Source organism: Streptomyces sp. CA-179760 (assembly GCF_050937045.1).
Classification (GTDB): domain Bacteria; phylum Actinomycetota; class Actinomycetes; order Streptomycetales; family Streptomycetaceae; genus Streptomyces.
In genome coordinates this window covers 6821918-6845949 of sequence record NZ_JBNJLZ010000001.1, presented here as the reverse complement: position 1 = coordinate 6845949, position 24032 = coordinate 6821918, and the positions used below count along the sequence as shown (strand labels likewise).

At 71.3% G+C, this 24032-nt stretch carries 21 protein-coding genes and 1 pseudogene; 8 read left to right on the top strand and 14 right to left on the bottom strand.

Annotated elements, in window-relative coordinates; translation table 11 throughout:
• Positions 1-152: 152 nt before the first annotated feature.
• Entirely contained in the window at positions 153-980 is an 828-nt protein-coding gene (locus ACQEV8_RS31285) for an SDR family NAD(P)-dependent oxidoreductase (RefSeq protein WP_432973131.1), read from the bottom strand.
• Between the two features lie 327 nt (positions 981-1307).
• Between ACQEV8_RS31285 and ACQEV8_RS31280 the strand changes: the two genes are divergently transcribed.
• Together ACQEV8_RS31280 and ACQEV8_RS31275 are read left to right on the top strand one after the other, a co-directional pair.
• On the top strand, positions 1308-1901 hold the full coding sequence (locus ACQEV8_RS31280) for a YceI family protein (protein WP_432966876.1): 594 nt from the start codon (positions 1308-1310) through the stop codon (positions 1899-1901).
• 226 nt (positions 1902-2127) lie between these two features.
• Positions 2128-2913, top strand: coding sequence for a S1 family peptidase (locus ACQEV8_RS31275; RefSeq protein ID WP_432966874.1), 786 nt, complete (start codon positions 2128-2130; stop codon positions 2911-2913).
• Between the two features lie 121 nt (positions 2914-3034).
• Here the strand turns inward: ACQEV8_RS31275 and ACQEV8_RS31270 are convergent, their stop codons facing one another.
• Both ACQEV8_RS31270 and ACQEV8_RS31265 read right to left on the bottom strand, forming a co-directional pair.
• Positions 3035-3610 carry a YdeI/OmpD-associated family protein gene (locus tag ACQEV8_RS31270; RefSeq protein WP_432966872.1) on the bottom strand — a complete coding sequence of 192 codons (576 nt, stop codon included), beginning with the start codon at positions 3608-3610 and terminating at the stop codon, positions 3035-3037.
• A 39-nt stretch (positions 3611-3649) separates the two neighbouring features.
• Positions 3650-4234, bottom strand: coding sequence for a TetR/AcrR family transcriptional regulator (locus ACQEV8_RS31265; protein ID WP_432966870.1), 585 nt, complete (start codon positions 4232-4234; stop codon positions 3650-3652).
• Between the two features lie 72 nt (positions 4235-4306).
• Here ACQEV8_RS31265 and ACQEV8_RS31260 point away from each other — a divergent pair, with 72 nt between their 5' ends.
• Both ACQEV8_RS31260 and ACQEV8_RS31255 read left to right on the top strand, forming a co-directional pair.
• Positions 4307-5245, top strand: coding sequence for a DMT family transporter (locus ACQEV8_RS31260; RefSeq protein ID WP_432966868.1), 939 nt, complete (start codon positions 4307-4309; stop codon positions 5243-5245).
• Between the two features lie 161 nt (positions 5246-5406).
• Positions 5407-6585 carry a Cmx/CmrA family chloramphenicol efflux MFS transporter gene (locus tag ACQEV8_RS31255; RefSeq protein ID WP_432973128.1) on the top strand — a complete coding sequence of 393 codons (1179 nt, stop codon included), beginning with the start codon at positions 5407-5409 and terminating at the stop codon, positions 6583-6585.
• A gap of 98 nt (positions 6586-6683) precedes the next feature.
• Here ACQEV8_RS31255 and ACQEV8_RS31250 read toward each other — a convergent pair whose 3' ends face one another.
• A complete protein-coding gene (locus tag ACQEV8_RS31250; protein WP_432966866.1) occupies positions 6684-8036 on the bottom strand; it encodes a hypothetical protein in 1353 nt (450 codons plus the stop codon).
• 158 nt (positions 8037-8194) lie between these two features.
• Here ACQEV8_RS31250 and ACQEV8_RS31245 point away from each other — a divergent pair, with 158 nt between their 5' ends.
• Both ACQEV8_RS31245 and ACQEV8_RS31240 read left to right on the top strand, forming a co-directional pair.
• Positions 8195-8881 carry an SLATT domain-containing protein gene (locus ACQEV8_RS31245; protein ID WP_432966864.1) on the top strand — a complete coding sequence of 229 codons (687 nt, stop codon included), beginning with the start codon at positions 8195-8197 and terminating at the stop codon, positions 8879-8881.
• A 165-nt stretch (positions 8882-9046) separates the two neighbouring features.
• Positions 9047-9975, top strand: a protein-coding gene (locus ACQEV8_RS31240; RefSeq protein ID WP_432972675.1) for an IS5 family transposase whose coding sequence is annotated in 2 segments (ribosomal slippage) — positions 9047-9412 and positions 9415-9975 — 927 coding nt in all. Because the reading frame shifts where the segments join, the coding sequence is not laid out codon by codon here.
• Positions 9976-10015: 40 nt separating this feature from the next.
• On the opposite strand, the gene cimA is transcribed toward ACQEV8_RS31240, so the two are convergent.
• The 6 genes from cimA to ureA form a co-directional block, all read right to left on the bottom strand.
• The gene (gene cimA, locus ACQEV8_RS31235; protein ID WP_432966862.1) at positions 10016-11620 is read right to left on the bottom strand and encodes a citramalate synthase; all 1605 of its coding nucleotides are present in this window, start codon (positions 11618-11620) and stop codon (positions 10016-10018) included.
• Positions 11621-11946: 326 nt separating this feature from the next.
• On the bottom strand, positions 11947-13194 hold the full coding sequence (locus ACQEV8_RS31230) for a TolB family protein (RefSeq protein WP_432966860.1): 1248 nt from the start codon (positions 13192-13194) through the stop codon (positions 11947-11949).
• Between the two features lie 151 nt (positions 13195-13345).
• Positions 13346-13945, bottom strand: a complete 600-nt coding sequence (locus ACQEV8_RS31225; RefSeq protein WP_432966858.1) for a TetR/AcrR family transcriptional regulator — start codon at positions 13943-13945, stop codon at positions 13346-13348.
• A 15-nt stretch (positions 13946-13960) separates the two neighbouring features.
• The gene (locus ACQEV8_RS31220) at positions 13961-15031 is read right to left on the bottom strand and encodes an agmatine deiminase family protein (RefSeq protein WP_432966856.1); all 1071 of its coding nucleotides are present in this window, start codon (positions 15029-15031) and stop codon (positions 13961-13963) included.
• Between the two features lie 21 nt (positions 15032-15052).
• Positions 15053-16723, bottom strand: a complete 1671-nt coding sequence (locus tag ACQEV8_RS31215) for an urease subunit alpha (RefSeq protein WP_432966854.1) — start codon at positions 16721-16723, stop codon at positions 15053-15055.
• Entirely contained in the window at positions 16720-17430 is a 711-nt protein-coding gene (ureA, locus tag ACQEV8_RS31210; protein WP_432966852.1) for an urease subunit gamma, read from the bottom strand. Before ureA ends, ACQEV8_RS31215 begins: the two co-directional genes overlap by 4 nt.
• A gap of 129 nt (positions 17431-17559) precedes the next feature.
• Here ureA and ACQEV8_RS31205 point away from each other — a divergent pair.
• Positions 17560-18843: pseudogene (locus ACQEV8_RS31205) on the top strand (cytosine permease); the annotation flags it as partial.
• A 97-nt stretch (positions 18844-18940) separates the two neighbouring features.
• Here the strand turns inward: ACQEV8_RS31205 and ACQEV8_RS31200 are convergent.
• Together ACQEV8_RS31200 and ACQEV8_RS31195 are read right to left on the bottom strand one after the other, a co-directional pair.
• Positions 18941-20029 (bottom strand): branched-chain amino acid aminotransferase, encoded by a 1089-nt coding sequence (locus ACQEV8_RS31200; RefSeq protein WP_432966850.1) that lies wholly within the window; start codon positions 20027-20029, stop codon positions 18941-18943.
• Positions 20030-20273: 244 nt separating this feature from the next.
• Positions 20274-21317, bottom strand: a complete 1044-nt coding sequence (locus tag ACQEV8_RS31195) for a 3-isopropylmalate dehydrogenase (protein ID WP_432966848.1) — start codon at positions 21315-21317, stop codon at positions 20274-20276.
• Positions 21318-21435: 118 nt separating this feature from the next.
• Between ACQEV8_RS31195 and ACQEV8_RS31190 the strand changes: the two genes are divergently transcribed.
• Positions 21436-23010 (top strand): purple acid phosphatase family protein, encoded by a 1575-nt coding sequence (locus tag ACQEV8_RS31190; RefSeq protein ID WP_432966846.1) that lies wholly within the window; start codon positions 21436-21438, stop codon positions 23008-23010.
• A gap of 58 nt (positions 23011-23068) precedes the next feature.
• Here ACQEV8_RS31190 and ACQEV8_RS31185 read toward each other — a convergent pair whose 3' ends face one another.
• Positions 23069-23200, bottom strand: coding sequence for a hypothetical protein (locus tag ACQEV8_RS31185; RefSeq protein ID WP_005479955.1), 132 nt, complete (start codon positions 23198-23200; stop codon positions 23069-23071).
• Between the two features lie 245 nt (positions 23201-23445).
• The gene (locus ACQEV8_RS31180; protein WP_432966843.1) at positions 23446-23988 is read right to left on the bottom strand and encodes a GNAT family N-acetyltransferase; all 543 of its coding nucleotides are present in this window, start codon (positions 23986-23988) and stop codon (positions 23446-23448) included.
• Positions 23989-24032 lie beyond the last annotated feature (44 nt).

Sequence of the window (24032 nt, the reverse complement as noted above, 5' to 3'; positions counted from 1 at the left end):
GCCGGTGAAGGCCCGGCACAGACGGGGGCCGAGGCCACGGACGGAGGCTCAGGCGCAGATCGAGGAACCAGGCACGAGCCGAGACCCGAACCCCTGGTGGGAGACCACGCGGAGCCAGGGGGCCCGGACACGGGCGCCTGCACGCACACCGGTCAGCCGAAGCGGTTCAGCAAGCGGCGGTACAGGCCCGGGGCCAGGGTTCGGGGGCGTCGCCAAGCGGGGACGTACGCCTCGTCACGGTCCTGGCGTACGGACTCGAAGATCTCGCGGGCGACGCTGCCGAGCGAGACGGGACGGGGGGTGGCGTGGCCGTAGGGGCTGTCCCTGCGGGTGGGGCCGGTGCGGCCGGGTACGACGAAGGTCACGCCCACGCCCGTGCCGTGCAGTTCCTGGCGCAAAGCCCCGGCGAAGGCGGCGAGACCGGCCTTGGCGGCGGAGTGCACCGCTTCCTCCCGTACGCCCGCGCAGCCCGCGGCCGAACCGAGCAGCACCACCCGGCCCCGGCCGGTCGCGATCATGGACGGCAGCACTTCGCGCACGAGATGGAGCGTGGCGTTGAGGTTGAGGGCCAGAACCCGGTCGATGTCGGTGTGCGGCATGGCGGCGAACGGGCCCGTCCAGCCGATGCCCGCCCCGGCGACCAGGACGTCGATCCGGCCCGTCGCGTGCAGCGCGGACTGAGCCAGCAGACGCGGGCCGCCCGGGGCGGCGAGGTCTGCGGGCAGTACGAGGGCCGAGGTGCCGGACGCCGTCTGCTCCAGGCACCGCCGGTCGCGTCCGTTGAGGAGCAGTTGCCAGCCGTCGATGGCGAATCGCCGTGCCGTCGCCGCCCCGATGCCCGAGGAGGCTCCGGTCACGAGGGCCACGCGCCGGTCCAAACGCCGCGCAGGCCCGTGCTCGCGCACGTGCGAGGGGGTCGCGTGGCCGCGTGGGGCGGGGCCCGGTGGGTCGTAGGCCGAGCCGGAGCCGGTGAGTGTCACGAGTCGCTCTCCCCTGCGCTGTACGTCCGCCGTGGACTCGTCTGTCTCCATACGGTCCCTAAAACGGAACCCTGACTTCGTGGCCACCGCCACCCCACGCCGTCCCCGCGGGCCCGGCCCGCCGCCCGGAGGGGCTTGTCCACCGGGCGAACCGCTCCCCTGCCCACCGCACACCCGAACGGGCGAAGGCGGCCTCACGGGAGCGCCACGCCACACCGGGCAATACTGTTGAACGTTGAACGGAATAGGTCTATGGTGGGCCGCGTTGAACTAGTTCAAGATTCAACATTAGTCCTCGACATCGACCCGCCGCAGGAGGCGTACACCATGAGCATCTTCAGCCGCAACGACAACGGGACCGCCGACGCCGTGAGCCCCGACCTGGCCGCCCTGACCGGTGACTACACGATCGACCCCGCCCACTCGACGATCGGTTTCACCGCCCGGCACGCCATGGTCACCAACGTCAAGGGCAGCTTCCAGGACTTCACCGGCACACTGCGCCTCGACGGCACCGACCCCACGCGGTCCTCGGCCTCCCTCGACGTCGTGATGGACAGCATCGACACGGGCAACGCCGACCGGGACGGCCACCTCAAGAGCGCGGACTTCTTCAAGGCGGACGAGTTCCCGGCCATGACGTTCCGCTCCACCAAGGCGGAGTCCCTCGGTGGCGACGACTACCGCATCACCGGCGAGCTGACGATCCTCGGCACGACCCGCCCCCTCGCCATCGACCTGGAGTTCAACGGCGCCGCGAAGGACCCCTTCGGCAACGAGCGCGTCGGCTTCGAGGGCAAGGCGGAGATCCTGCGGTCCGAGTGGGGCCTGACCTGGAACGCCGCGCTGGAGACCGGCGGCGTCCTCGTGTCCGACAAGATCAAGCTCAACTTCGACATCTCGGCGATCAGGAACGCCTGAACCGCCCGCACCACCGGCTACGCCGTACGGGACGACTCCGTGCGGTGTGGCCGAATAGGGCCTCTTGTGCGAGGACTCTCGTCGTTCTCATAATCCAGCAGCAGAATTTTGACCGGTCCATGCCAGCACATGGACGTTTTTTTGACCCTGCTGCTGACATGTGCTCGTCAAACGGATGCTTCGGTTGTACATCTCCCCAGGTCAACCCCCCACGGAAGGCATCACGTTGAAGAGACTCCTCACGGCCCTCAAGAGATGCGCGGTCGTCGGCGCCGCCGCGCTCGCGATCGCCAGCCTTCAGCCCGTCACCGCCGCGCAGGCCGCGCCGTCGCCCGTCGTCGGCGGAACGCGGGCCGCGCAGAGCGAGTTCCCGTTCATGGTCAGGTTGTCCATGGGCTGCGGCGGCGCGCTCTACACCCAGCAGATCGTGCTCACGGCCGCGCACTGCGTGGGCAGTTCCGGCAACAACACGAGCATCACCGCCACCGCGGGGGTCGTCGACCTCCAGTCCACGAGCGGCCGGGTCCAGGTCCGCTCCACCAAGGTGCTCCGCGCGCCCGGCTACAACGGCACCGGCAAGGACTGGGCGCTCATCAAGCTCGCCCAGCCGATCAATCTGCCGACCCTGAAGATCGCCACGACCTCGCAGTACAACACGGGTGACTTCACCGTCGCCGGCTGGGGCGCGAACCGTGAGGGCGGCTCCCAGCAGCGCTACCTCCTGAAGGCGACCGTGCCCTTCGTCAGCGACGCCGCGTGCAAGGCCTACGGCGGTCTGTACAGCGGCCTCGTCGCGAACGAGGAGATCTGCGCCGGCTTCGACGCGGGCGGCGTCGACACCTGCCAGGGCGACTCCGGCGGCCCCATGTTCCGCAAGGACAACGCCGGCGCCTGGATCCAGGTCGGCATCGTCAGCTGGGGCGAGGGCTGTGCCCGTCCCGAGGCTCCCGGCGTCTACACGGAGGTCTCCACGTTCGCCTCCGCGATAGCCTCGGCGGCCTCCACACTCTGACGCGCCCCTCGGCAGTCACAGAACAGCTCGCGGGTCCGGTGCTGTTGGGCGCCGGGCCCGTGGTCGTGCGGTGGGGTGACGGCCGGCCGAGTCGGCACGTCCGCCCGCCCGGTCGGGCTCATCACCCCCGTCCGCCCGCCTCCAGCTTCGCCACCGCCGCCGTCACCTGTGCTGCCCGGCTTCGCGGTGTCCGGGCGCGGAGGACAGGGAGCATCGTGAGGTAACGGTCCGTTCGGCCGAGTTCGTCGAAGGCTGCCGCGGCCTGCGGGCTCCGTGCCAGTGCTGCCGTGAGGTCGGCCGGGACCTCGGCCTCCTGTTGGGAGGCGTAGGCCGCGTCCCAACGGCCGTCCGCCTTCGCGGAGGTCACCTCGTCGAGCCCGCCGGGGCGCATCCGGCCGGCGGAAATCAGTTCCTCCACCCGCCGGACGTTGACCATGGACCAGAGGCTGCCGGGGCGGCGTGGGGTGATCCTCTGGAGGTAGTGGGAGCTGTCGAGGCCCTTGCGCTGCCCGGTGATCCACCCGTGGCAGAGCGCCACGTCGTTGACGTCGGCGGCGCTGACGGAGGGGATGCCCGACCCCTTCTTGGCGACCTCGACCCAGAGGCCGGGATGCGGGGCGGGGTGGGCGGTCAGCCATGAGTCCAGGTCGGCCACGGTGGCGAAGGTGAGCGGGGCCGTACCGTCGGAGGAGGTCATGGCACCACCGTAGGGACCGAACAGGACAGATCCCGTCCGCTACGTGAGCAGCGCGTGTGCCTGTTCGCGGGCGTGTTCGATGGCGTCCGGGAAGATGCCGAGGCCGTGGGCGACGAGCGCGCCCTCGTGCAGCAGCATCAACGCCCGGGCCAGACCGGCCGGTTCGTCCGGGGCGATGTCCGCCGCGAGGCGGGTGAACAGGGCGAGCATCCACCGCTTCTGGCCCGTGATGATCGGGTGGGCCGGGTGCGCGGGGTCGCTGATCTCCGCGTGGGCGTTGACCATGCTGCACCCCTTGGGGCTGCTGTCCCGCGCCCATGCGCCCGAGGCGTCGAAAACCGTCAGGACACGCCCCCTCGGGTCCTGCCCGGCCGCGTCGAGGCGCTCGCCGAGGAAAGTCCGCCAGCGCTCGTCGCGGTCGGCGAGGTACTCCACGACGATCTGCTCCTTGGAGCCGAACCGGTCGTAGAGGGTCTTCTTCGTCACCCCGGCCTCCGCGGCGATGAGGTCGACCCCGACGGCGTGGATGCCGCGTTCGTAGAACAGCCGCGCGGCGGCCTCCAGGGCGCGGCGGGCAGCCGGCGTCATCGCGATCCGGCGGGGGTTCTCGGCAGTGGTACCCATGGCACCCGAGTATACCGATCTGTATAGTCGAGAGGGAACAGGTATACCGATCTGTCTAGTGGTGGTGACGCCGTGAACATCCTGCTCTCCCTCGCCTTCGTCCTGTGCTGGAGCTCAGGGTTCATCGGAGCCAAACTCGGTGCGGGCAGCGCGTCCGCGCTCACGGTCCTGATGTGGCGGTTCCTGCCGCTGGCGGTCGCCCTCGTCGCCGTCGCCGTCCTCACGCGCTCGGCCTGGCGGGGGCTCACCGCCCGGGACGTGACCCGGCAGGCCGTGGTCGGAGTGCTGTCGCAGAGCGGCTATCTGCTGAGCGTCTACTACGCCATCCAACTGGGCGTCTCCAGCGGCACCACGGCCCTGATCGACGGCATCCAGCCCCTCGTCGCCGGAGCCCTCGCGGGACCGCTGCTCGGGAGTCACGTCTCGGGCCGGCAGTGGATCGGCCTCGGTCTCGGGCTGAGCGGCGTCGCCGTGGTCACCCTGGCCGACGCCGCCGCCGGGACCGACGTGGCCTGGTGGGCGTACGCCGTTCCGCTGCTCGGCATGCTGTCCCTGGTCGCGGCCACGTTCCTGGAGAGCCGGTCCCGCTCGCGGGTCGCACCCTCGGTGTCGCTGACCGTCCACTGCGTCACCAGCGCCGTCCTCTTCACCGTGCTGGCCCTGGCCGCCGGAGCCGCCGCGCCGCCGGCCGAGGGCGCGTTCTGGGTGGCGGTCGCCTGGCTGGTGGGCCTGTCCACGTTCGGCGGGTACGGGCTGTACTGGCTCATCCTGAAGCGCTCCGGCGTCACCGAGGTCAACACCCTGATGTTCCTCATGGCCCCGGTCACGGCCGTCTGGGGCGCGCTCATGTTCGGCGAGCCGTTCGGTGTCCAGACCGCCCTCGGGCTGGCCGTCTGCCTCACGGCCGTCGTCATCGTCCACCGCGGTGGGGGCCGGGGGGACGCGGCCGTGACCGCCGCCCGGGGAGAGCGGCGGGAAAACCGGTGGACCCGGTCCTCCGAAGCCGCCTAACGTGCCTCTCGTGTCCAGCCCCGAGGCGTCCAGAACGCGGCCACCGGCTCTCCGGTGGCTGCTTGTGATGCCGGGCCGCTGAGGCCCCTTCTTCGCTCCGCCGCCGGATCGCCGACCGACGTGTCGTGTTCGTCGTCGACTTCCGGGTGCGGAGTTTCCTCATGCCGTTCGCTCTTCTTCTGCTGGGCCTTGCCGTCTTCGCGCAAGGGACGTCCGAGTTCATGCTGTCCGGGCTGGTGCCGGACATCGCGCGGGATCTGGAGGTGTCCGTTCCCGCCGCGGGTGCGCTGACCTCCGCCTTCGCGGCGGGGATGGTCGTAGGGGCGCCGCTCGTGGCGGGTCTCGCGCGGCGCTGGCCGCGGCGGGGCGCGCTGCTGGCGTTCCTCGTCGTCTTTCTCGCCGTCCATGTCGTCGGTGCTCTCACCGGCAGTTTCGAGGTACTGCTCGCCACCCGGGTCGTGGGGGCGCTCGCCAACGCCGGGTTCCTCGCGGTCGCCCTCGTGGCCGCCGTGGAGCTGGTCCCTGCGGATGCGAAGGGCCGGGCGACGTCCGCGCTGCTGGGCGGGGTGACGCTGGCCTGCGTGGCCGGGGTGCCCGCCGGGGCCCTGCTGGGCGGGCTGTGGGGCTGGCGTACCGCGTTCTGGGCCGTGGCGCTGCTGTCGCTGCCGGCCCTGGTGGCGGTGGCGTGGTCCGTGCCGGGCGGGACGGCCGAGGGCGCGCCGCCCGCCCTGCGCGGTGAACTGCGGTCGCTGCGCAGCCCTCGGCTGGTCGTCACCCTGCTGCTGGGCGCTCTGGTGAACGGCGCGACCTTCTGCACCTTCACCTATCTCGCGCCGCTGGTCACCGAGGTGACCGGGCTGGGCAGCGCGTGGGTGCCCGGAGTGCTCGCGCTGTTCGGGGCCGGGTCGTTCGTAGGAGTGACCGCCGCGGGGCGGCTCGCCGACCGGAGTCCGGTGCCGGTCCTCGCCGGTGGGGGCGTAGGGGTCGGGGTGGGCTGGTGCCTGCTCGCCCTCGGGGCCGGGCACCCGGTCCTGGCCCTCGGGCTCGTCTTCGCCCAGGGGGCGCTGTCCTTCGGCGTCGGCTCCACGCTGATCGCCCAGGTGCTCTACGCGGCACCGGGCGCGCCCACGCTGGCCGGGGGTTTCGCCACGGCCGCGTTCAACGTCGGCGCCGCGCTGGGCCCTTGGGCCGGCGGCGCGGCGATCGGCGCCGGCTTGGGATACCGGTCGCCGCTGTGGGTGAGCGCGGCGCTGGTCGCGCTCGCGGGTGCCGTGGCCGGGGTGGTGTGGCAACAGCGGGGGCGGCTCGTGGCGGACGGCCAAGAGACGCTACGGCGTTGAACTCGGGCGGGCGGTCGGGGCGAGCGGGGCATCACGGCATGGGCGGGATTGCGGCATTGCCCGCTCGCGCCGGTCCGGGGTCTACGGCATGGCCGGGGTCAGAACCCGCCTCCGAAGTCCCCTCCGCCGAAGCCGCCCCCGCCTCCGAAGTCCCCTCCGCCGAATCCGCCCCCGAAGTCGCCGGAGTCGAAGTCGGCGCCTGAGACGTCACCGCCCTCGTATCCGCCGAAGTCGCCGTAGCCGGAGCCGTAGTCGGCCGCGTAGGCGGGGGCGGCCATCATGCTGCCGAGCATGGTGCCGACGAGGAGGCCGGGCAGGATGCCGCCGGCGAAGTAGCCGCCGGCCCAGGGGCCGTACGCCGGGCCGGCCTCCCAGTACGGGCGTCGGCCGTGGTCGGTGTCGACCTCGCGGATCACCGGGTCACGGCCCTCGGCGAGCCGGGCCCGGTCGGCAGCGCAGACGGGAACGTCGCGCGTGGCGCCGCCCGTGGGCGTCCAGCTCGTGTCGGCGACCGAGGGTCCGTGGCGCGGGTCGAAGAAGCAGGGCGGGCGGCGCTCCGGCAGGCGGTCGCCCTCGCGCCGGGCCGCGAGTCGGGCCAGTGAGAAACGGCCGTCCTCCACGGTCTGGGTGACGGGCCGGACGTCCTCCGGTTTCGCCGCGGCCGCCATCAGGGACTTCGCCTGCTCGTAGGCGTCCAGGGCATGCTCGTAGTCGGCCCGCATCGCGTCGTCGGCGCCGGGTTCCCCGGGGTGGAAGTCGAGGCGGTCGAGCTCCTCACCGAAGGCGGTGATGTCCTCGTCGACCACCACCCGCAGCTTCTCCAGCGCGGCCCGCTGCTCTTCCTCGTGGCGGCGCCGGTTGCGCCGGACCACCGCGTAGGTGCCAACGCCGCCGGCCGCGACCAGGGCGCCGAACGTGATCAGGCCGCCGACCGGCACGTCGGTGCGGGAGCCGTCGCTCCAGCTGCTCGGCGCCGAACCGCCCACGCCGCGCAGGGCGTCGTCGACGAAGTCGTTCAGCTGGGCCTTGGTGTCGCCGCTGTCCTGCACGGCCGTCACCAGGTTGGACACCGCCTGGCGGCTCATCACCGCGCTGTCGGCACGGGCGTCGAACTTCTCCCCGACGCGGACGCCGTACAGGCCGGTGACGCCGGTCTCGGTGCGGAGGTTCCGGAAGAGGTCCTGCGTGGGGACATCGGCAGGCAGGACCGCCACGAAGACGGGCTTGTCCGCGTCCTTGATCTTGTCGGCGAGCGCCTCGGCGTCCGAGGCGGCCAGCTGGTCGGAGGCCGCCGGATCGACGTAGACGGGGTTCTCGCGCAGTTCCTCGGCGACCTTCGAGAGGTCGGTGGCCGCGTGCGCGCCCGGCGCACCGGCCATCAGCGCCACCAGTACGGCGGCGACCGGCACAATCAGCAGACGTACGAGGGTACGCACCAGCGCGGCCTTCATATGTTCGAAGCTACCTGAATCGGGACAGAAAGGGATATCGGTGGGAGCGGGGATTTCGGGACGCCGCTGCGCCTACGATGCCTTCTGGCTCACTGCCGTGGGCTGCGGGCCGGGTCCGGCCGGTCCACCGGTCGCAGCGGAAAGGGCGGATCAGGGGCATGTTCGGAAGACGCAGGGCCGCGGACATGACGGTGTCCGCACTGACCGAGCTGGACCGTTCGCGTTCGCGGGCCGACCTGTTGTGGGAGCTTTTCCGGCATGCCGAGGCGGAGGTGACGACGGCGATCGGCTGGTACCTGGCGCGCCGCAGAGGGCCGTCGCTGTGGTCACGGTCGCTGCGGGCTCTGGCAGCGCTGCTGGGCATCGTCGGCACGCTGACTCCGCTGGTGCACGCGGCCGCCCCTACGGCCTTGCAGCCCGAGTGGGGCTTCGTGTTCCTGGCCGGCGGGGCGGGCTGTGTCCTCTTCGACCGGATCTTCGGGTTCTCGGCGTCCTGGACGCGCTACATCCGTACGCAGCAGGCGCTGCAGCAGATCCTCAAGAGGGCCCAGACCGAGTGGGCGCAGACGTATCTGCGGGCCACGGACTCCCCCAGTGACAAGGAGCAGGCCGCGCTGCTCGGGGTGATCGAGCGGCTGCGGACGGACGCGCAGCGGATCATCGAGGACGAGGGGTCGGCCTGGGTCGGCTACCTGGCCGATGGCGTGGAGGAGCTGACCCGCGCCACTGTCCACGCGCCCGGCCAGCGGCCGAACGGAGCGGGGCTGTTCCGGCTGGACCGGGCGGCGGGGCGCGAGCGGGCGGGCGATGCCCAGGTGCCGCGCGCCCGCGACTCGGTCATGTGACCCACCAGGCGGCTTCCCGGCACCCGGCGTTGTCGCTGGGGCCGGGTGGGTCCGCAGCCCGGCGCAACGGGGCCCCACCGCCCACCCGTGCCGCCCCTAGGCCGTTTCTGATGGCTCTTGTTGGCTGGGTGGATCTCGTGGTCAGCCGGGCAGGACGCTCGTATGGTGCGGCGACACGAGCTCACGGACGCGCAGTGGCGGAAGATCGAAGCTCTCCTGCCCGGTAACGGCAGGCCGGGTGGGCAGTGGGCGGATCACCGCAGGGTGATCAATGGGGTGCTGTTCCGGGCCCGGACGGGGGTGCCCTGGCCGGACCTGCCGGAACGGTACGGTCCCTGGCAAACCGTCTACGAGCGTCATCGCCGCTGGTCGGCCGACGGCACCTGGAGGGCGATCCTGCGCGAGTTACAGATCGAGGCGGATGCCGGCGACCCGGACGGGGCGCTTGCCCGACAAGAGTGGGCGGTGAACATCGACTCGACTTCCTGCCGGGCGCATCAGCACGCAGCCGGGGCACCGCGCAAGCCCCCGGCCGACTACCCGCAAAAGGGGGCGGGGCGCGTGAGGAGGCAGATGGGCGGGAGGCGTTGGGACGCTCACGGGGCGGGCTGACCAGCAAGGTCCATCTGCTCTCCGACGACCGGGCCCGCCCGCTGCACTGGCTGACCTCGCCCGGTCAGCGGGGTGACAGCCCGATGTTCGCCCCGGTGCTGGACGGCCTGCGCATCCAGCGGCGCGGTATGGGCCGCCCGCGCAGCCGGCCGGACCGGGTGCGCGGCGACAAGGCGTACTCCAGCCGCGACAACCGCGCCTACCTGCGGCGGCGCGGGATCAAGGCCACCATCGCGCAGCCCGATGACCAGCGGGCCCACCGGAAGCGCCGCGGACGCTTTGGTGGCCGGGCCCCAGCCTTCGACAAAACTCAGTACCGCAGCCGCAACGCAGTCGAGCGGTGCATCAACAAGTGGAAACAGTTCCGCGCGGTGGCCACCCGGTACGACAAACGCGACTACATCTTCAACGGCACCCTCACCGTCACCGCGATCGTCATCTGGCTTCGAGACACCGTCCAAGAGCCGTCAGAAACGGCCTAGCGGCCCGCCTGCCCGCAGCTAGGGGCGGGCTCGCGGTCCGCTACTCCGCCGGAGTCACCCCCGCCCGCAGCAAGCCGTACGTGTACGCGTCCTCCAGGGACTGCCAGCTCGCCGCGATGACGTTCTCGGCGACTCCCACCGTGGACCACTCGCCCGTGCCGTCGGAGGTGGAGATCAGGACGCGGGTCGTGGACTGGGTGCCGTGCTTGCCTTCCAGGATGCGGACCTTGTAGTCGACGAGCTCCAGCTTGGCGAGCTGGGGGTAGATCTTCTCCAGGCCGACGCGCAGGGCGCGGTCGAGGGCGTTGACCGGGCCGTTGCCCTCGGCCGTGGCGACGATGCGCTCGCCCTTGGCCCACAGCTTGACCGTGGCCTCGTTGGCGTGGGACCCGTCGGGCCGGTCCTCGACGATGGCACGCCAGGACTCGACCTCGAAGTAGCGCAGCGGCTTGCCCTGGACCTCGGCACGCAGCAGGAGTTCGAAGCTCGCGTCGGCCGCCTCGTACGTGTAGCCCTGGAGTTCGCGTTCCTTCACCCGCTCCACGACCCGGCCGACCAGCTCCCGGTCGCCGCCCAGGTCGATGCCGAGTTCCTTGCCCTTGAGCTCGATGGACGCGCGGCCTGCCATGTCGGAGACCAGCATCCGCATGGTGTTGCCGACCAGCTCGGGGTCGATGTGCTGGTACAGGTCCGGGTCGACCTTGATGGCCGATGCGTGCAGACCGGCCTTGTGGGCGAAGGCGGAGAGGCCGACGTAGGGCTGGTGCGTGGAGGGGGTGAGGTTGACGACCTCGGCGATCGCGTGCGAGATCCGGGTCATCTCGCGCAGATGGCCGTCGGGCAGGACCTTCTTGCCGTACTTCAGTTCCAGCGCCGCCACGACCGGGAAGAGGTTCGCGTTGCCCACCCGCTCGCCGTAGCCGTTGGCCGTGCACTGCACATGCGTCGCACCCGCGTCGACGGCGGCCAGCGTGTTCGCCACCGCGCAGCCCGTGTCGTCCTGTGCGTGGATGCCGAGCCGGGCGCCCGTGTCGGCCAGGACCGTGGAGACGACCGCCTGGATCTGCGCCGGGAGCATGCCGCCGTTGGTGTCGCAGAGGATCACCACGTCCGCGCCGGCCTCCGAAGCCGTACGGACGACCGCCTTGGCGTACTCCGGGTTCGCCCGGTAGCCGTCGAAGAAGTGCTCGCAGTCGACGAAGACCCTGCGGCCCTGCTCCTTCAGGAACGACACCGTGTCGCGGATCATCTCCAGGTTCTCGTCCAGGGTGGTGCGCAGGGCGAGCTCGACATGGCGGTCATGGGACTTCGCGACCAGCGTGATCACCTCGGCGCCCGACTCCAGCAGCGCCTTGACCTGCGGGTCCTCCGCCGCCTTCGCTCCCGCGCGCCGGGTCGCGCCGAACGCGACCAGCTGGGCGTGCCGGAAGTCGATCTCCTGCTGGGCGCGGGCGAAGAACTCGGTGTCCCGAGGGTTCGCGCCCGGCCAGCCGCCCTCGATGAAGCCCACGCCGAAGTCGTCCAGGTGCCGTGCGATGGCCAGCTTGTCGGCGACGGTGAGGTTGATGCCCTCGCGCTGGGCGCCGTCGCGCAGGGTGGTGTCGAAGACGTGGAACGAATCGTCGAGCTCGCTGGTTGCGGTCATGGTCTCAAGACTCCTGAGGATTGGATCTCGGTCGTACCGGAATGACCGGCTCCACCGCCCCCACATACTCCCTCGCGCTCTCGCTCCTGGCTGCGGGTGGGCCAGAAAAGCGAAAAACCTCTCGCGGGTGCGAGAGGTCTGCGCGCGGGTCGAGGACGACGGTGTCCGCCCGTACCTGGTCGTACGTGGCGGTCACTGCGGACCGGCGCGCCTGCTGCCAATAATCATGGCGAACGAGAGCACGGGGGCAGTCTGGCACAGCCCCCGCGCCTCGCTCACGGTTGTCTCAGAATGCGGTCGGCCACCTCACCGGTCACCACATCCGGTCACCGCATGTGGCGGACGTAGACGTGCGAGGTGTCGTACCTGTCGCCGGGCACGAGGTCGGGCGAGGAGCTGCTGAAGGCGGCCGTGCGGCCGTGCCGGTCGATGACCGGGGCGGACGCACTCTGGTCGTTGGGTCCGCCCTCGGCGTCCGGGCTGGCCAGGACGGTGCGCCCGGTGCGCAGGTCACGGACGTAGGCACGCGTCGTACGGTCCGGGTCGCCCGGGTCGGCCGAGACGAAGGCGAGGTACCGGCTGTCGGCGCTGAGCCGTGGGTACGCGGTGAAGGCGGCCGGGTCGGCGGCGTCGATACGGCGCAGCTCCCCCGTCTGAAGGTCACGGACGAAGACGTTGTGGCCCTGGTTGGTGTCGCCCGGGGTCAGCCGCGAGTCGAGCGAGTTGAAGACCGCGTACCGGCCGTCGGCGCTGATCTGCGGGAACTCGGTCTGCCCGTCGGACTTCAGGCCGTCCGGCGCCAGGTCGGCGTGGAACAGCTTCCCGCTCGGCACATCACGGACCCAGGCGTCGCTCCAGTCGCCCGAGGAGGGGTGTGGGACGAAGAACTGGTAGCCGACGCGGCTGCCGTCGGCGCTGATGGACGGGTTGGTGGCGGCGGTCTTCCGGTCGGTCGCGGCGGGCACCTGGCTGATGCGGACGGCCTCGCCGCTGGTGCGGTCGACACGGTAGACGCGTCCCCAGCGGTCCTCGCCCTCACCGAATCCGGATCGCTCGGCGACGAGGGCGACATAGCGGCCGTCGGCGCTGATGGCGGGCTGCCTGCCGGCGTCGTAGCCGGCGTCGGCGGTGTCCGCGATGCGCTGGAGGGTGCCGGTCTTCAGGTCCTCGACCCAGATGTGGCTGCGGCCGTCGCTCGCGGCGGTGGCGGCGAAGGCCAGGTAGCGGCCGTTGCCGCTCAGGGCGACGTCGTCGACGGTGCCGTCCACGCCACCGCTCGCCAGACGGGTCGTGCCGGTGTCGAGGTCGCGCACGAAGGCGTCGGCGAGGCCGTCGGTGTCACCGGCGACGAGGTTGTCGGCGCGGGAGACGAAGGCCAGCCGGCGGCCGTCGGCGCTGAGGCTCGGCCCGCCCGACGGCGCGTCACCGTCGCTGCCGTCCGGGGCGACGCTCGCCTTCTCGGTCCGCGGCACCGGAACCGGCGCGGCGGTCGCGGGCAGCGCGGCGGCGGTACCGAGCGTGACGGCCAGGGCCACTCCGAGCGCGACGGACGTGGCCCTCCTGATGCTGGTCATGTGCTGCTTCCCCCTGTGTTCCCGCATCCCCGTGCCCCCGTGGCCCCGTGGACGCTTCTCCCCCGGCCCCGCGCCGAGGGCTCACCCAGAGCCAACATCACCACCGGTCAGGGGGTCAATCCGCCGAACTGAGTACAACGCGGGCGGGCGTTCAGGTGTCCGCGAGGAGGCTGTCCTCGAGGAACTCCCGCACGTGCTGGAGGACTTGTGCCCGGTCGGTGCCGCGCAGTCCGATGGCCACGTGGATGGCGAATCCGTCCAGCAGCGACCGCAGGCGGGCGGCGAAGCGGTCGGGGTCGACGCGGCGGAACTCGCCCCGCGAGATGCCCTCGGCGAGCAGGGCGACCAGATCGCGGTGCCAGACGCCCTCGATGGCGGCCTGCCGGTCGCGGGCGGTCTCGTCGGCGGTCTGCGAGCGGTTCCAGACCTCCAGCCACAGCGTCCAGTGCGGGTCGCGGTGGCCGTCGGGGACGTACAGGTCGACGTAGGCATCGAGGCGTTCCCGGGCGGAGGCGGCCCGGGTCAGCAGCCGCCCGCGCTCGGTGCCCAGCCGCCCCTCGCTCCACTCCAGGGTGCGCAGCAGCAGTTCGTCCTTGGAACCGAAGTAGTAGAGCAGGTGCCCGCTGCTCATCCCGACCTCACGGCCGAGCGCCGCCATGGTGAGCTTCTCCAGACCGCGCTCGGCGATCATCTCCATGGCGGCGGCGAGCACGTCCTCGCGGGGCGGCGCCTGCCTGCGCCCACCGGCCATCTGCGGCTCCCGGTTCTAGATCTTCGGCTGTTGCTGTGTGACGCAGTGGATGCCTCCACCACCAGCGAAGATCGTACGGGCGTCCACCAGTGTCACGGTCCGCTCGGGGAAGAGGCGGCGGAAGATACCGGCCGCGAGTTCGTCACGGGGGTCGTCGAAGCCGCACAGGACCACGCCGCCGTTGCAGAGGTAGTGGTTGATGTAGGAGTAGTCGGCCCAGTGGCCGTCGGCCTCCAGGACGGTCGGTGCGGGGACCTCCACCACCTCCAGGCGGCGGCCGCGTGCGTCCGTCTGCGCCCTCAGCAGCCCGATGACCTCCTTGGTCACCTCGTGGTCGGGGTGCGCCGGGTCCGGCTGGGAGTGCGCCACGACGACTCCGGGGCGGGCGAAGGCCGCGACGATGTCGACGTGGCCGAGGGTGCCGAAACCCATGGGGGTCCCCCCACGCCGTTCAGGCAGTGGGGGAGGGTAGTCGCCGGTCAGTCCGCGCGGCAGCCAGATCGCCTTGCGGGTGCCGAGCTGGGCGTGGATCTCCTCCTCGACCTGCTCCCGTGTCCAGCCCGGGTTGCGCTCCGGCCCGAGCTGGACCGTCTCCGTCAGCAGGACGGTGCCCTCGCCGTCCACCTGGATCGCCCCGCCCTCGTTGACGAGCCGCGAGGCGTACGTCCGTGCCCCGGCGAGGTCGGCGACATGCGCGGCGATCTTCGCGTCGTGTTCCCAGCGGGCCCACTCCTGGGCGCCCCAGCCGTTGAACGTCCAGTCGACGGCGGCCAGTCCGCCCTTCCCGTCCGTCAGGAAGGTCGGGCCGATGTCACGCATCCAGGCGTCGTCGAGGTCCCGCTCGACCGTGTCGACGCCTTCGCCCAGCAGCGCACGCGCCTGCTCCGACTGCCCCGGGCCGCACACCACCGTCACCGGTTCGAAGCGGCGGACCGCCCGGGCGACCGAGGCCCAGGCGACGCGGGCGGCGGCCAGCTCCCCCGGAGCGTCGAAGGTCGGGTTCTCGCCCGGCCAGGCCATCCAGGTGCGCTCGTGCGGGGCCCATTCTGCGGGGATGCGGAAGCCGTCGGCGGCAGCCTTGTTCATCTGGGGTCCTTGTCCGAGGTGCTAGAGGAAGTACAGGCGGTTGAGGGAGACCGACTCGGCCGGTTCGGAGCGCAACGGCTCGCCGTCGAGGGTGACCAGGCCGGTGCGCTGGTCGACGTCGACCGCTCCGGTACGGGAGTTGTGGCGCAGGTCGGCCGGGCCGATCCCGCGGGTGCCGCGCACGGCGACTCTGCGGCGGCGGGTCGGCATCGAGTCGTTGCCCTGGTCGACGGCGGCCTGGGCGACGAAGGCGACCGAGATGTCGGCGGGTGTGGCGCCGTATGCGCCGAACTGCGGGCCGAGGACAAGGGGTTCGCAGGTGTCGGTCGCGGCGTTCGGGTCGCCGGTCACGCCGTAGGCCGGGAAGCCGGACTTGAGCACCAGCTGCGGCTTGGCGCCGAAGTACTCCGGGCGCCACAGCACGATGTCGGCGAGCTTGCCGACCTCCAGCGACCCCACCTCGTGCGCGAGGCCATGGGCGAGGGCGGGGTTGATGGTCAGTTTGGCCATGTAGCGCAGGACGCGTTCGTTGTCGTGGCCCTCCGGGGCGCCGAACTGGGACTTCATCTTCCCGGCCATGGCGAAGGTACGGCGGACCGTCTCGCCCGCGCGCCCCATGCCCTGCGCGTCCGACGAGGTGATGCCGATCGCGCCCAGGTCGTGCAGGACGTCCTCGGCGCCCATCGTGCCGGCGCGGATGCGGTCGCGGGCCATGGCGGCGTCGCCGGGCAGGTCGGTCTTGAGGTCATGGACGGAGACGATCATCCCGTAGTGCTCGGCGACGGCGTCCCGGCCGAAGGGCAGGGTCGGGTTGGTGGAGGAGCCGATGACGTTCGGCACGCCCGCCATCTTCAGGACGTTGGGGACATGCCCGCCGCCGCAGCCCTCGATGTGGAAGGCGTGGATGGTCCGGCCCTCCAGCACCTTGAGGGTGTCCTCGACCGAGAGGCACTCGTTCAACCCGTCGCTGTGCAGGGCCACTTGGACGTCATGGTCCTCGGCGACCAGCAGGGCGGTGTCCAGGGCGCGGGTGTGGGCGCCCATGTCCTCGTGGACCTTGAAGCCGCAAGCGCCGCCCTCGGCGAGGGCCTCCACCAGCGGGGCCGCGTCGGACGACGAACCCCGCCCCAGGAAGCCGATGTTGACCGGCCAGGCGTCGAACGCGTTGAACGCGCGCCGCAGCGCCCAGGGCGAGTTGACCCCCACGCCCCACACCGGCCCGAACTCCTGCCCGATGATCGTGGTCACCCCGGAGGCGAGCGAGGCCTCCATGACGCGCGGCGACAGCAGGTGGACGTGCGTGTCGACGGACCCGGCCGTGGCGATGAGACCCTCGCCGGAGACGATCGACGTGCCGGTACCGACGACGACATCGACCTCGTCGAGGGTGTCGGGGTTCCCGGCCCGCCCGATCGAGCGGATCCGGCCCTCGCGGATACCGATGGACACCTTCCGGATGCCCTGCACGGCGTCGATCACCACGACATTGCTGACGACGACGTCACAGGTCTCCCGGACAGCGGCCGCCTTGAGATGCAGCCCGTCGCGGGCCGTCTTGCCGAACCCTGCGAGGAACTCGTCGCCGTAGCGCTGGGAGTCGGACTCCACTCGGATCGTCAGGCCGGAGTCGCCCAGCCGGATACGGTCGCCGGCGCGGGGGCCGTGGGCGGCGGCGTACTCGTGAGGATTCATCGTTCTGCTCCCTGGCTTGCGCCCCCCTGGTCCGCTGCTCCCCGATATCCGCAGGCGGCGGCTCGCCGCAGGGCCTCTCGCTTCGCGCCCGGCGCGTCCAGCGGCCCGTCAACGAGTCCGGCGAACCCGATCGCGACCCGCTCACCCCCGATCGGCACCAGCCCCACCTCGACGCTCTCCCCCGGCCCGAACCGCACGGAGGACCCGGCGGGCACGGCGAGCCGCATGCCATAGGCCCGCCCGCGGTCGAAGTCGAGCCGCGGGTTCGCCTCGAAGAAGTGGAAGTGGGAGGTGACGGAGACCGGCACCGTCGCGGTGTTGACGACCGTCACCCGGACGGCCGCCTCGGGCCCGGCGTGCTCGGGACCCGGCAGCAGCGCGCCCGGAGCCCGCTCACCGAGACTCCCGCCGATCGGGTCGCTCACGACCGCGAGCCGCGAACCGTCGTCGAAGACCGCCTCGACGTGCACCTCGGTGACGACGTCGGCGACACCGGGCAGCACGTCGTCCGGGCCGAGCACCGCCCGCGCACGCTCGATCGCCTCGGCGAGCCTGGCGCCGTCCCGGGCGGCCTCGCAGACGGTGTCCGCGACCAGCGCTGTCGCCTCCGGCACGTTGAGCCTCAGGCCGCGCGCCTTGCGGGCGCGGGCCAGCTCCGCGGCCGAGAAGAGCAGCAGCCGGTCGCGCTCCGTGGGGGTCAGTCTCACGTCTCGGCACCTCCTTACCTTCGCCACTTTAGAACATCACTCTAAACACTGATCTCGCCTGCCCGAAACCTTGACTGCAGACGTTAGGACCCATCACATTGAACGTCGCTCTAACTGAGGGAGACCAATATGCCGATGGAACAGCGCGGAGTCGACACCATCCCCGACGGGGAACGCACCAGCGGGCCCCGGGATCTCGTCTCGATCCTGCTGGGGTCCAACCTCTGCCTCGGAGTGATCGTCTTCGGCTGGCTGCCGCCGTCGTCCGGCCTGGACTGGTGGGCGTCGGTGAGCTCGGCCGGCTGGTCGGCTCGGTGGTCGGGCTGCTGCTGGGCCTCGGCTACACCGCGCTGACCGTGTGGATCGGCGGGGATGTGATGGTGGGTGTGCTGGGCCGGCTGGCCGGACTGCCGGCGAGCGGGATCTCGTACGGTGTGGTCTACGGGCTGCTCGCCGCGACGACCGTCGCGGGCGCGGTGTACGGCTACCGCGTGCTGCTCGCCATGTCCCGCGTCCTCGCCATCGGCATGACGGCCCTGCTGGTCCTCGGAGTGATCGCCTACGCCCCGCACTTCACGACAGGCGCGCTGCCGGAAGCGGGCGGGTATCCGCTGGGCGGCTCCTGGCCTACCTGGTTCCTGGCGACGGTGGCCGCGGGCCTGTCCGGGCCGATCGCCTTCATCACGCTGCTCGGCGACTACACGCGCCACATCTCCCCGGCCCGCCACTCCTCACGAAAGGTGCTCCAGGCGACCTGGCTCGGCCTCTCCCTCGGCCTGCTGATCCCGCAGCTCTTCGGCACCTTCACGGCGTACGCGGCGGGGGCCGCCCTCGACTACTCCGGACCGCTGGTCTCCGCCTCCCGGCTGGTACCTGGTCCCCCTGCTGCTGGCCGCGTCCGCCGGCTCGGTCGGCAACGCGGGACTGATGCTGCACTCGATGGGCCTCGACCTGGACTCGATCCTGCCGCGCGCCTCCCGCGCCACGGCCACCTACACCGTCGCCGCCGTGGCCACGGCCTGCGTCCTCGCCGGGCACTGCTACTCGACCGCGCAGGCCGCGATGACGTCCTTCGTGCTGCTCCTGACCGCGATCGGCACGCCCTGGGCGGTCATCACCCTCATCGGCTTCGCCCGCTGCGGCGGGGTGTACGACGCGGAGGCCCTCCAGGTGTTCAACCGCCGCGCACGGGGCGGCGCCTACTGGTACCGCGCCGGCTGGAACGTCCCGGCGACGCTCTCCTGGGCAGCCGGAGCGGGCGTCGGCGTCCTGGCGGTGTCCCAGCCGTCGCACGAGGGGCCGCTGCTGTCACTGACCGGCGGGGTGGACTGCAGTTTCCTGCTGTCGGGGCTGGTGGGCAGGGTGACGTATGTGCTGACCGCCCCGGGCTCGGTGGCGACGGAGCCCGGGGCCGATGTCACGACAACGGCTTCTTGTCCGACCGAGTCGGGCGGTGGGTGGGCATCGGTCCGGGGGTCCGGGGGGCGGAGCCCCCGGAGACCAGGACCACTCAGCCCAGCTGGTGCATCCAGCCGTGCTTGTCCTCGGCCGTACCCCGCTGAATGTCCAGCAGCGCCTGGCGGAGCTTCAGGGTGACCTCCCCCGGCTCTCCCCCACTCTGCTTCCACTCCACCCCGGCCCGTTTCACCGTACCGACCGGCGTGATCACAGCGGCCGTACCGCAGGCGAACACCTCGGTCAGCGACCCGTTCTCCGAGTCCCGCTGCCACTGCTCGACCGAGACCCGGCCCTCCTCGGCCTTGTACCCGAGGTCACGGGCGACGGCGAGCAGGGAGTCCCGCGTGACGCCCTCCAGGATGGACCCGGTGAGGGACGGCGTGACGATCCTTTCCCCGTACACGAAGTACAGGTTCATCCCGCCCAGCTCCTCGACCCAGGTGTGCTCGACGGCGTCGAGGTAGCAGACCTGGTCGCACCCCTTCGTCGCGGCCTCGGCCTGCGCGAGCAGGGACGCCGCGTAGTTGCCGCCCGTCTTCGCGTCGCCCATGCCGCCGGGGACGGCACGCACCCGGTCCTCGGAGACCCAGATGGAGACCGGCTTCACGCCGCCCGGGAAGTACGCGCCGGCCGGGGAGGCGATGACCAGGAACAGGTACTCGTTGGCCGGCTTCACGCCCAGCCCGACCTCGGTCGCGATCATGAACGGACGGAGGTACAGGGACTCCTCGCCACCGTGCGCCGGAACCCACGCCTTGTCCTGCTTCACCAGCGCGTCGCACGCCTCGATGAACGTCTCGACCGGCAGCTCGGGCATCGCGAGCCGGCGCGCGGACCGCTGGAAGCGCTCGGCGTTCTTCTCCGGGCGGAACGTGGCGACCGACCCGTCGGGGCGGCGGTAGGCCTTCAGCCCCTCGAAGATCTCCTGCGCGTAGTGCAGGACCGTGGTGGCGGGGTCGAGGGGGATCGGCGCGTACGGCACGAGCTGTCCGTCGTGCCAGCCACGGCCTTCCGTCCACTTGATCGTCACCATGTGGTCGGTGAAGTGGCGGCCGAACCCGGGGCTGGCCAGGATCGCCTCGCGTTCAGCGGCGGAGAGCGGGTTGGCGGAGGGCTTGAGCTCGATCGTGGGCGTCGTCATGGGTTGATGTCCTTCACCGGTTGTAGTGACGGGCCGCGCTCGGTGCTGCTCTGAATGTGACCAGTGCTAGGACGTCCGAGCATTCCCTCGTTCCGCGGCCTCGCGTTCGATTATCGCCCGTGGGCGGCGGAGGAAGGAACGGGGTGAATGCGACCCGGTGGTCGATGGTGGCACCCGGCGGGGAACATGCGAAAGCCGCCGGGTGCGGATGCGACCCGGCGGCTCTGCGTAAAGCAGCGGCGGGTCAGCCGGCTACTCGTACGGCGAGCGCGTCGCCGATCTCCGTGGTGGAGCGGGCGGGCTTGCCCGTGCGCTCCGACAGGTCGGCGGCGACCGCCTCGTCGATACGGTCGGCCTCGGCCTCGTGGCCGAGGTGGCGCAGGAGCAGGGCGACGGACAGCACCGTGGCGGTCGGGTCGGCCTTGCCCTGGCCGGCGATGTCCGGGGCCGAGCCGTGCACGGGCTCGAACATGGACGGGAAGTCTCCGGACGGGTTGATGTTGCCGGAGGCCGCCACGCCGATGCCGCCGGAGACGGCCGCGGCGAGGTCGGTGACGATGTCCCCGAAGAGGTTGTCCGTGACGATGACGTCGAAGCGCTCGGGCTGCGTGACGAGGTAGATCGTCGCCGCGTCCACGTGCATGTACTCGGTGGTGACCTCGGGGAACTCCTCGGCCACCTTGTTGAAGATGTTCGTCCACAGGTGACCCGCGAAGGTCAGCACGTTGTTCTTGTGGATCAGCGCCAGCTTCTTGCGCGGGCGGGCCTGGGCACGGGCGAACGCGTCACGCACGACGCGCTCCACACCGAAGGCCGTGTTCACGGAGACCTCGGTGGCGACCTCGTGCTCGGTGCCCTTGCGGATCGTGCCGCCGTTGCCGGTGTACGGGCCCTCGGTACCCTCGCGGACCACGACGAAGTCGATCTCCGGCTCGCCGGCCAGCGGGGTGGCGACGCCCGGGAGCAGCTTCGACGGGCGCAGGTTGACGTGGTGGTCGAAGGCGAAGCGGAGCTTGAGCAGGAAGCCGCGCTCCAGCACGCCGGACGGCACGCTCGGGTCGCCGATGGCGCCGAGCAGGATGGCGTCGTGCTGCTTGAGGGCGTCGAGGTCGGCGTCGGTGAGGGTCTCACCGGTGGCGTGGTAGCGCCGCGCGCCGAAGTCGTACTCCTTGGTCTCCAGCTTCACATCCTGCGGAAGGACGGCGGAGAGGACCTTCAGCCCTTCGGTCACGACCTCCTGGCCGATTCCGTCACCGGGGATCACTGCGAGATTGATGCTGCGAGACATGCGGGCACCCTACTCCTCGTCCCATGGGATGACACGCGGTGTCCGCGATACGGACACGTCGCCCCTCGTTCACCCGTACGTCAGCCCGGTGTTGGGCCTTGCTGGGAAGTTGACCCCCATGGAGACTCCCGACTTCGGCATTCCCCGGCGGCTCGCGGACCGGATGAGTATGGCGGAACAGCACGAGTATCTGCGGACGAGACTGTCGCGGCGGCGCACGCTGGTGACGGCCGGCGCGGTGGCGAGCGGGCTGCTGACCGGCTGCTCCGGTTCCGGTTCCGGCTCCGGGGGCGCCACGGCGACCGGGGACCCGTCGCCGAGCACGTCGAAGGCCCCCGGCTCCTTCATCACCCCCTTCGGCCGCCATCTCGCCTTCGGCGCCGACCCGAAGACCCAGATGCGGATCTCCTGGCAGGTACCGCTCGCGGTGAAGAAGCCGTACATCCGCATCGGCACGCGCCCCGACGACCTCGGCCGCAAGACAGAGGCGGAGCTGCGCGATCTGCACACCCCGGAGCTGAAGGGCGCACGGGCAGCGGTCGACCAGTACTACCTGCACGCGGCACTGGACGGCCTGCGCCCGGACACGACGTACTACTACGGCGTCGGCCATGAAGGCCTCGACCCCGCCTCCCCCGACCACCGGTCCACCATCACCTCCTTCCGTACGGCTCCCGCGAGCCCGCCCGAGCGGTTCGTGTTCACCGCGTTCGGCGACCAGGGCGTCGGCGAGGAGGCGGTCCTCAACGACCGTCTGCTGCTGCGCCAGAACGCCGCCTTCCACCTCCACGCCGGCGACATCTGCTACGCCGACCCGACCGGCAAGGGCAAGGAGTCGGACGTCTTCGACGCCGGGCAGTGGGACCGGTTCCTCAAGCAGACCGAGCCGGTCGCCAGGTCGGTGCCATGGATGGTGACGACCGGCAACCACGACATGGAGGCCTGGTACTCGCCGGACGGCTACGGCGGCCAGCTCGCCCGCTTCTCCCTGCCGGACAGCGGTTTCGACGCACGTACGGCACCGGGCGTGTACGCCTTCACGTACGGCAACGTCGGCGTGGTCGCGCTGGACGCGAACGACGTGTCGTACGAGATCCCCGCCAACTTCGGCTACACGGAGGGGAGGCAGACGAAGTGGCTGGAGAAGAAGCTCGGCGAGCTGAGGGCGGCGAAGGACGTGGACTTCATCGTCGTCTACTTCCACCACTGCGCGTACTCGACGTCCACGCACGCCTCCGACGGCGGAGTGCGTGCCGAGTGGCTGCCGCTGTTCGCGAAGCACGAGGTGGACCTGGTGATCAACGGGCACAACCACGTGTATGAGCGGACCGACGCGATCAAGAACGGCGACGTGGGCAGGCCGGTGCCGGTGGGCGGGACGACGGACCCCAGGCGGGACGGGATCGTGTACGTCACCGCGGGCGGCGGCGGCAAGGAGCTGTACGGCTTCCCTGACGGCGTGAAGGAGAGCTACGAGGGGAACACCGCCGACCACGAGTCGGTCGCCACGTTCCGGTGGACCAAGTCCCAGGACACGAAGGGCGAGTCGGTGCGGTGGTCGCGGGTGCGCTACCGCGGGTTCTCGTTCCTCTCCGTGGAGGCGGAGAGCGGCGCCGCGCCAAAGCTGAAGGTGTCGGCGCTGGCGTCGAGCGGTGAGCGGATCGACCATTTCGAGGTGCGGCGCGGGGCGTGAGGCCCCGCACCGCGCCTCGTCGGGCGGCTCCCGGTCCTGTCAGCGGCTCCGGTGCGGCTCAGTGGCCGGTGGATCCGCCGTTGTCCCTGCGGTCGAGGGCGCGCTGGAGCGCGGCGGCGGCGTTCTTGCGGTCGGACTCGGTCGTCCGGGAAACGTGACGGACTCGGCGGCGGACGGTCGTCTCGGCCATGGGAAATCGACTCCTTCGACAGCATGGAGCGCTCAGAGAGATGGGAGACGCCGGAGGGGCGGGGAGCGGTGCCGCAGGGGTTGCCTGCACGGGGCCCGGCTCACGACCGCCATTCGCTTGGTCGAGCGAGACGTTCGGCTCCTACAAAACTAAGGGAGGCCGGAGCGTCTGTCTCCACAATTACTCGGACTTCCTACTATCTGAGACGGTGGACTACGTCACACCACGCTGAGCTGCGGTGATTCCTAGAGCACATCTCCGTCGCGCCAGTCGAAGAGCAGCGCGTGCGCCGGGTCGAGCGCACCGGCGAGGGCCGGCCGGACATACGCGCTGTCCTCTTCGTCCGGCAGGCGGACGATCCCCTCCGCCGGGCTGAGGGCGTGCACCTCACCGCGCCACAGCCGCCAGCCGCGGGAGGTGTAGAGCCGGGCGCCGTCGTCGCTGGCGGACAGGGCGCCGAGGTCGTAGGCGCGCTCGACGACGCGTTCCAGCTCGCCCATGACCTGCCCGCCGAGGCCGCGGCGGCGGGCGTCGGCGCGGACGGAGACGTTCTCGACGTACCCGGCGCGCAGCCACCGCCCGCGGTACCGCACCCGGCGCATCACGACCGCCCCGTGCGCGGCGAGGCCGGAGTCGTCGTGCACGAGCGCGTGCATGCCGCCGAGGCCGTGGTCCCAGTCGTCGTCGCCGAAGTCGCCCTCGAAGGCGGCGTTCAGGAGGGCCCGTACGGCGTCGAGTTCGGCGGGGGTGAGGTCGGCGGTGTGGGCGGTGCGTACGCGGATGGTCATCGGCCCAGTATGGGAAGGGGCCGGGCGGCTCTCGACCGGATATA

What these genes read in the sequence shown, in the direction of transcription:
- ACQEV8_RS31230 (WP_432966860.1), bottom strand. Translation starts at nt 13,194, where the DNA reads ATGACCAGCATCAGGAGGGCCACGTCCGTCGCGCTCGGAGTGGCCCTG.
- ACQEV8_RS31250 (WP_432966866.1), bottom strand. Translation starts at nt 8,036, where the DNA reads ATGAAGGCCGCGCTGGTGCGTACCCTCGTACGTCTGCTGATTGTGCCG.
- ACQEV8_RS31215 (WP_432966854.1), bottom strand. Translation starts at nt 16,723, where the DNA reads ATGAATCCTCACGAGTACGCCGCCGCCCACGGCCCCCGCGCCGGCGAC.
- ACQEV8_RS31180 (WP_432966843.1), bottom strand. Translation starts at nt 23,988, where the DNA reads ATGACCATCCGCGTACGCACCGCCCACACCGCCGACCTCACCCCCGCC.
- ACQEV8_RS31225 (WP_432966858.1), bottom strand. Translation starts at nt 13,945, where the DNA reads ATGGCCGGTGGGCGCAGGCAGGCGCCGCCCCGCGAGGACGTGCTCGCC.
- ACQEV8_RS31265 (WP_432966870.1), bottom strand. Translation starts at nt 4,234, where the DNA reads ATGGGTACCACTGCCGAGAACCCCCGCCGGATCGCGATGACGCCGGCT.
- ACQEV8_RS31185 (WP_005479955.1), bottom strand. Translation starts at nt 23,200, where the DNA reads ATGGCCGAGACGACCGTCCGCCGCCGAGTCCGTCACGTTTCCCGGACG.
- ACQEV8_RS31255 (WP_432973128.1), top strand. Translation starts at nt 5,407, where the DNA reads ATGCCGTTCGCTCTTCTTCTGCTGGGCCTTGCCGTCTTCGCGCAAGGG.
- ACQEV8_RS31190 (WP_432966846.1), top strand. Translation starts at nt 21,436, where the DNA reads ATGGAGACTCCCGACTTCGGCATTCCCCGGCGGCTCGCGGACCGGATG.
- ACQEV8_RS31245 (WP_432966864.1), top strand. Translation starts at nt 8,195, where the DNA reads ATGTTCGGAAGACGCAGGGCCGCGGACATGACGGTGTCCGCACTGACC.
- ACQEV8_RS31200 (WP_432966850.1), bottom strand. Translation starts at nt 20,029, where the DNA reads ATGACGACGCCCACGATCGAGCTCAAGCCCTCCGCCAACCCGCTCTCC.
- ACQEV8_RS31195 (WP_432966848.1), bottom strand. Translation starts at nt 21,317, where the DNA reads ATGTCTCGCAGCATCAATCTCGCAGTGATCCCCGGTGACGGAATCGGC.
- cimA (WP_432966862.1), bottom strand. Translation starts at nt 11,620, where the DNA reads ATGACCGCAACCAGCGAGCTCGACGATTCGTTCCACGTCTTCGACACC.
- ACQEV8_RS31270 (WP_432966872.1), bottom strand. Translation starts at nt 3,610, where the DNA reads ATGACCTCCTCCGACGGTACGGCCCCGCTCACCTTCGCCACCGTGGCC.
- ACQEV8_RS31280 (WP_432966876.1), top strand. Translation starts at nt 1,308, where the DNA reads ATGAGCATCTTCAGCCGCAACGACAACGGGACCGCCGACGCCGTGAGC.
- ACQEV8_RS31220 (WP_432966856.1), bottom strand. Translation starts at nt 15,031, where the DNA reads ATGAACAAGGCTGCCGCCGACGGCTTCCGCATCCCCGCAGAATGGGCC.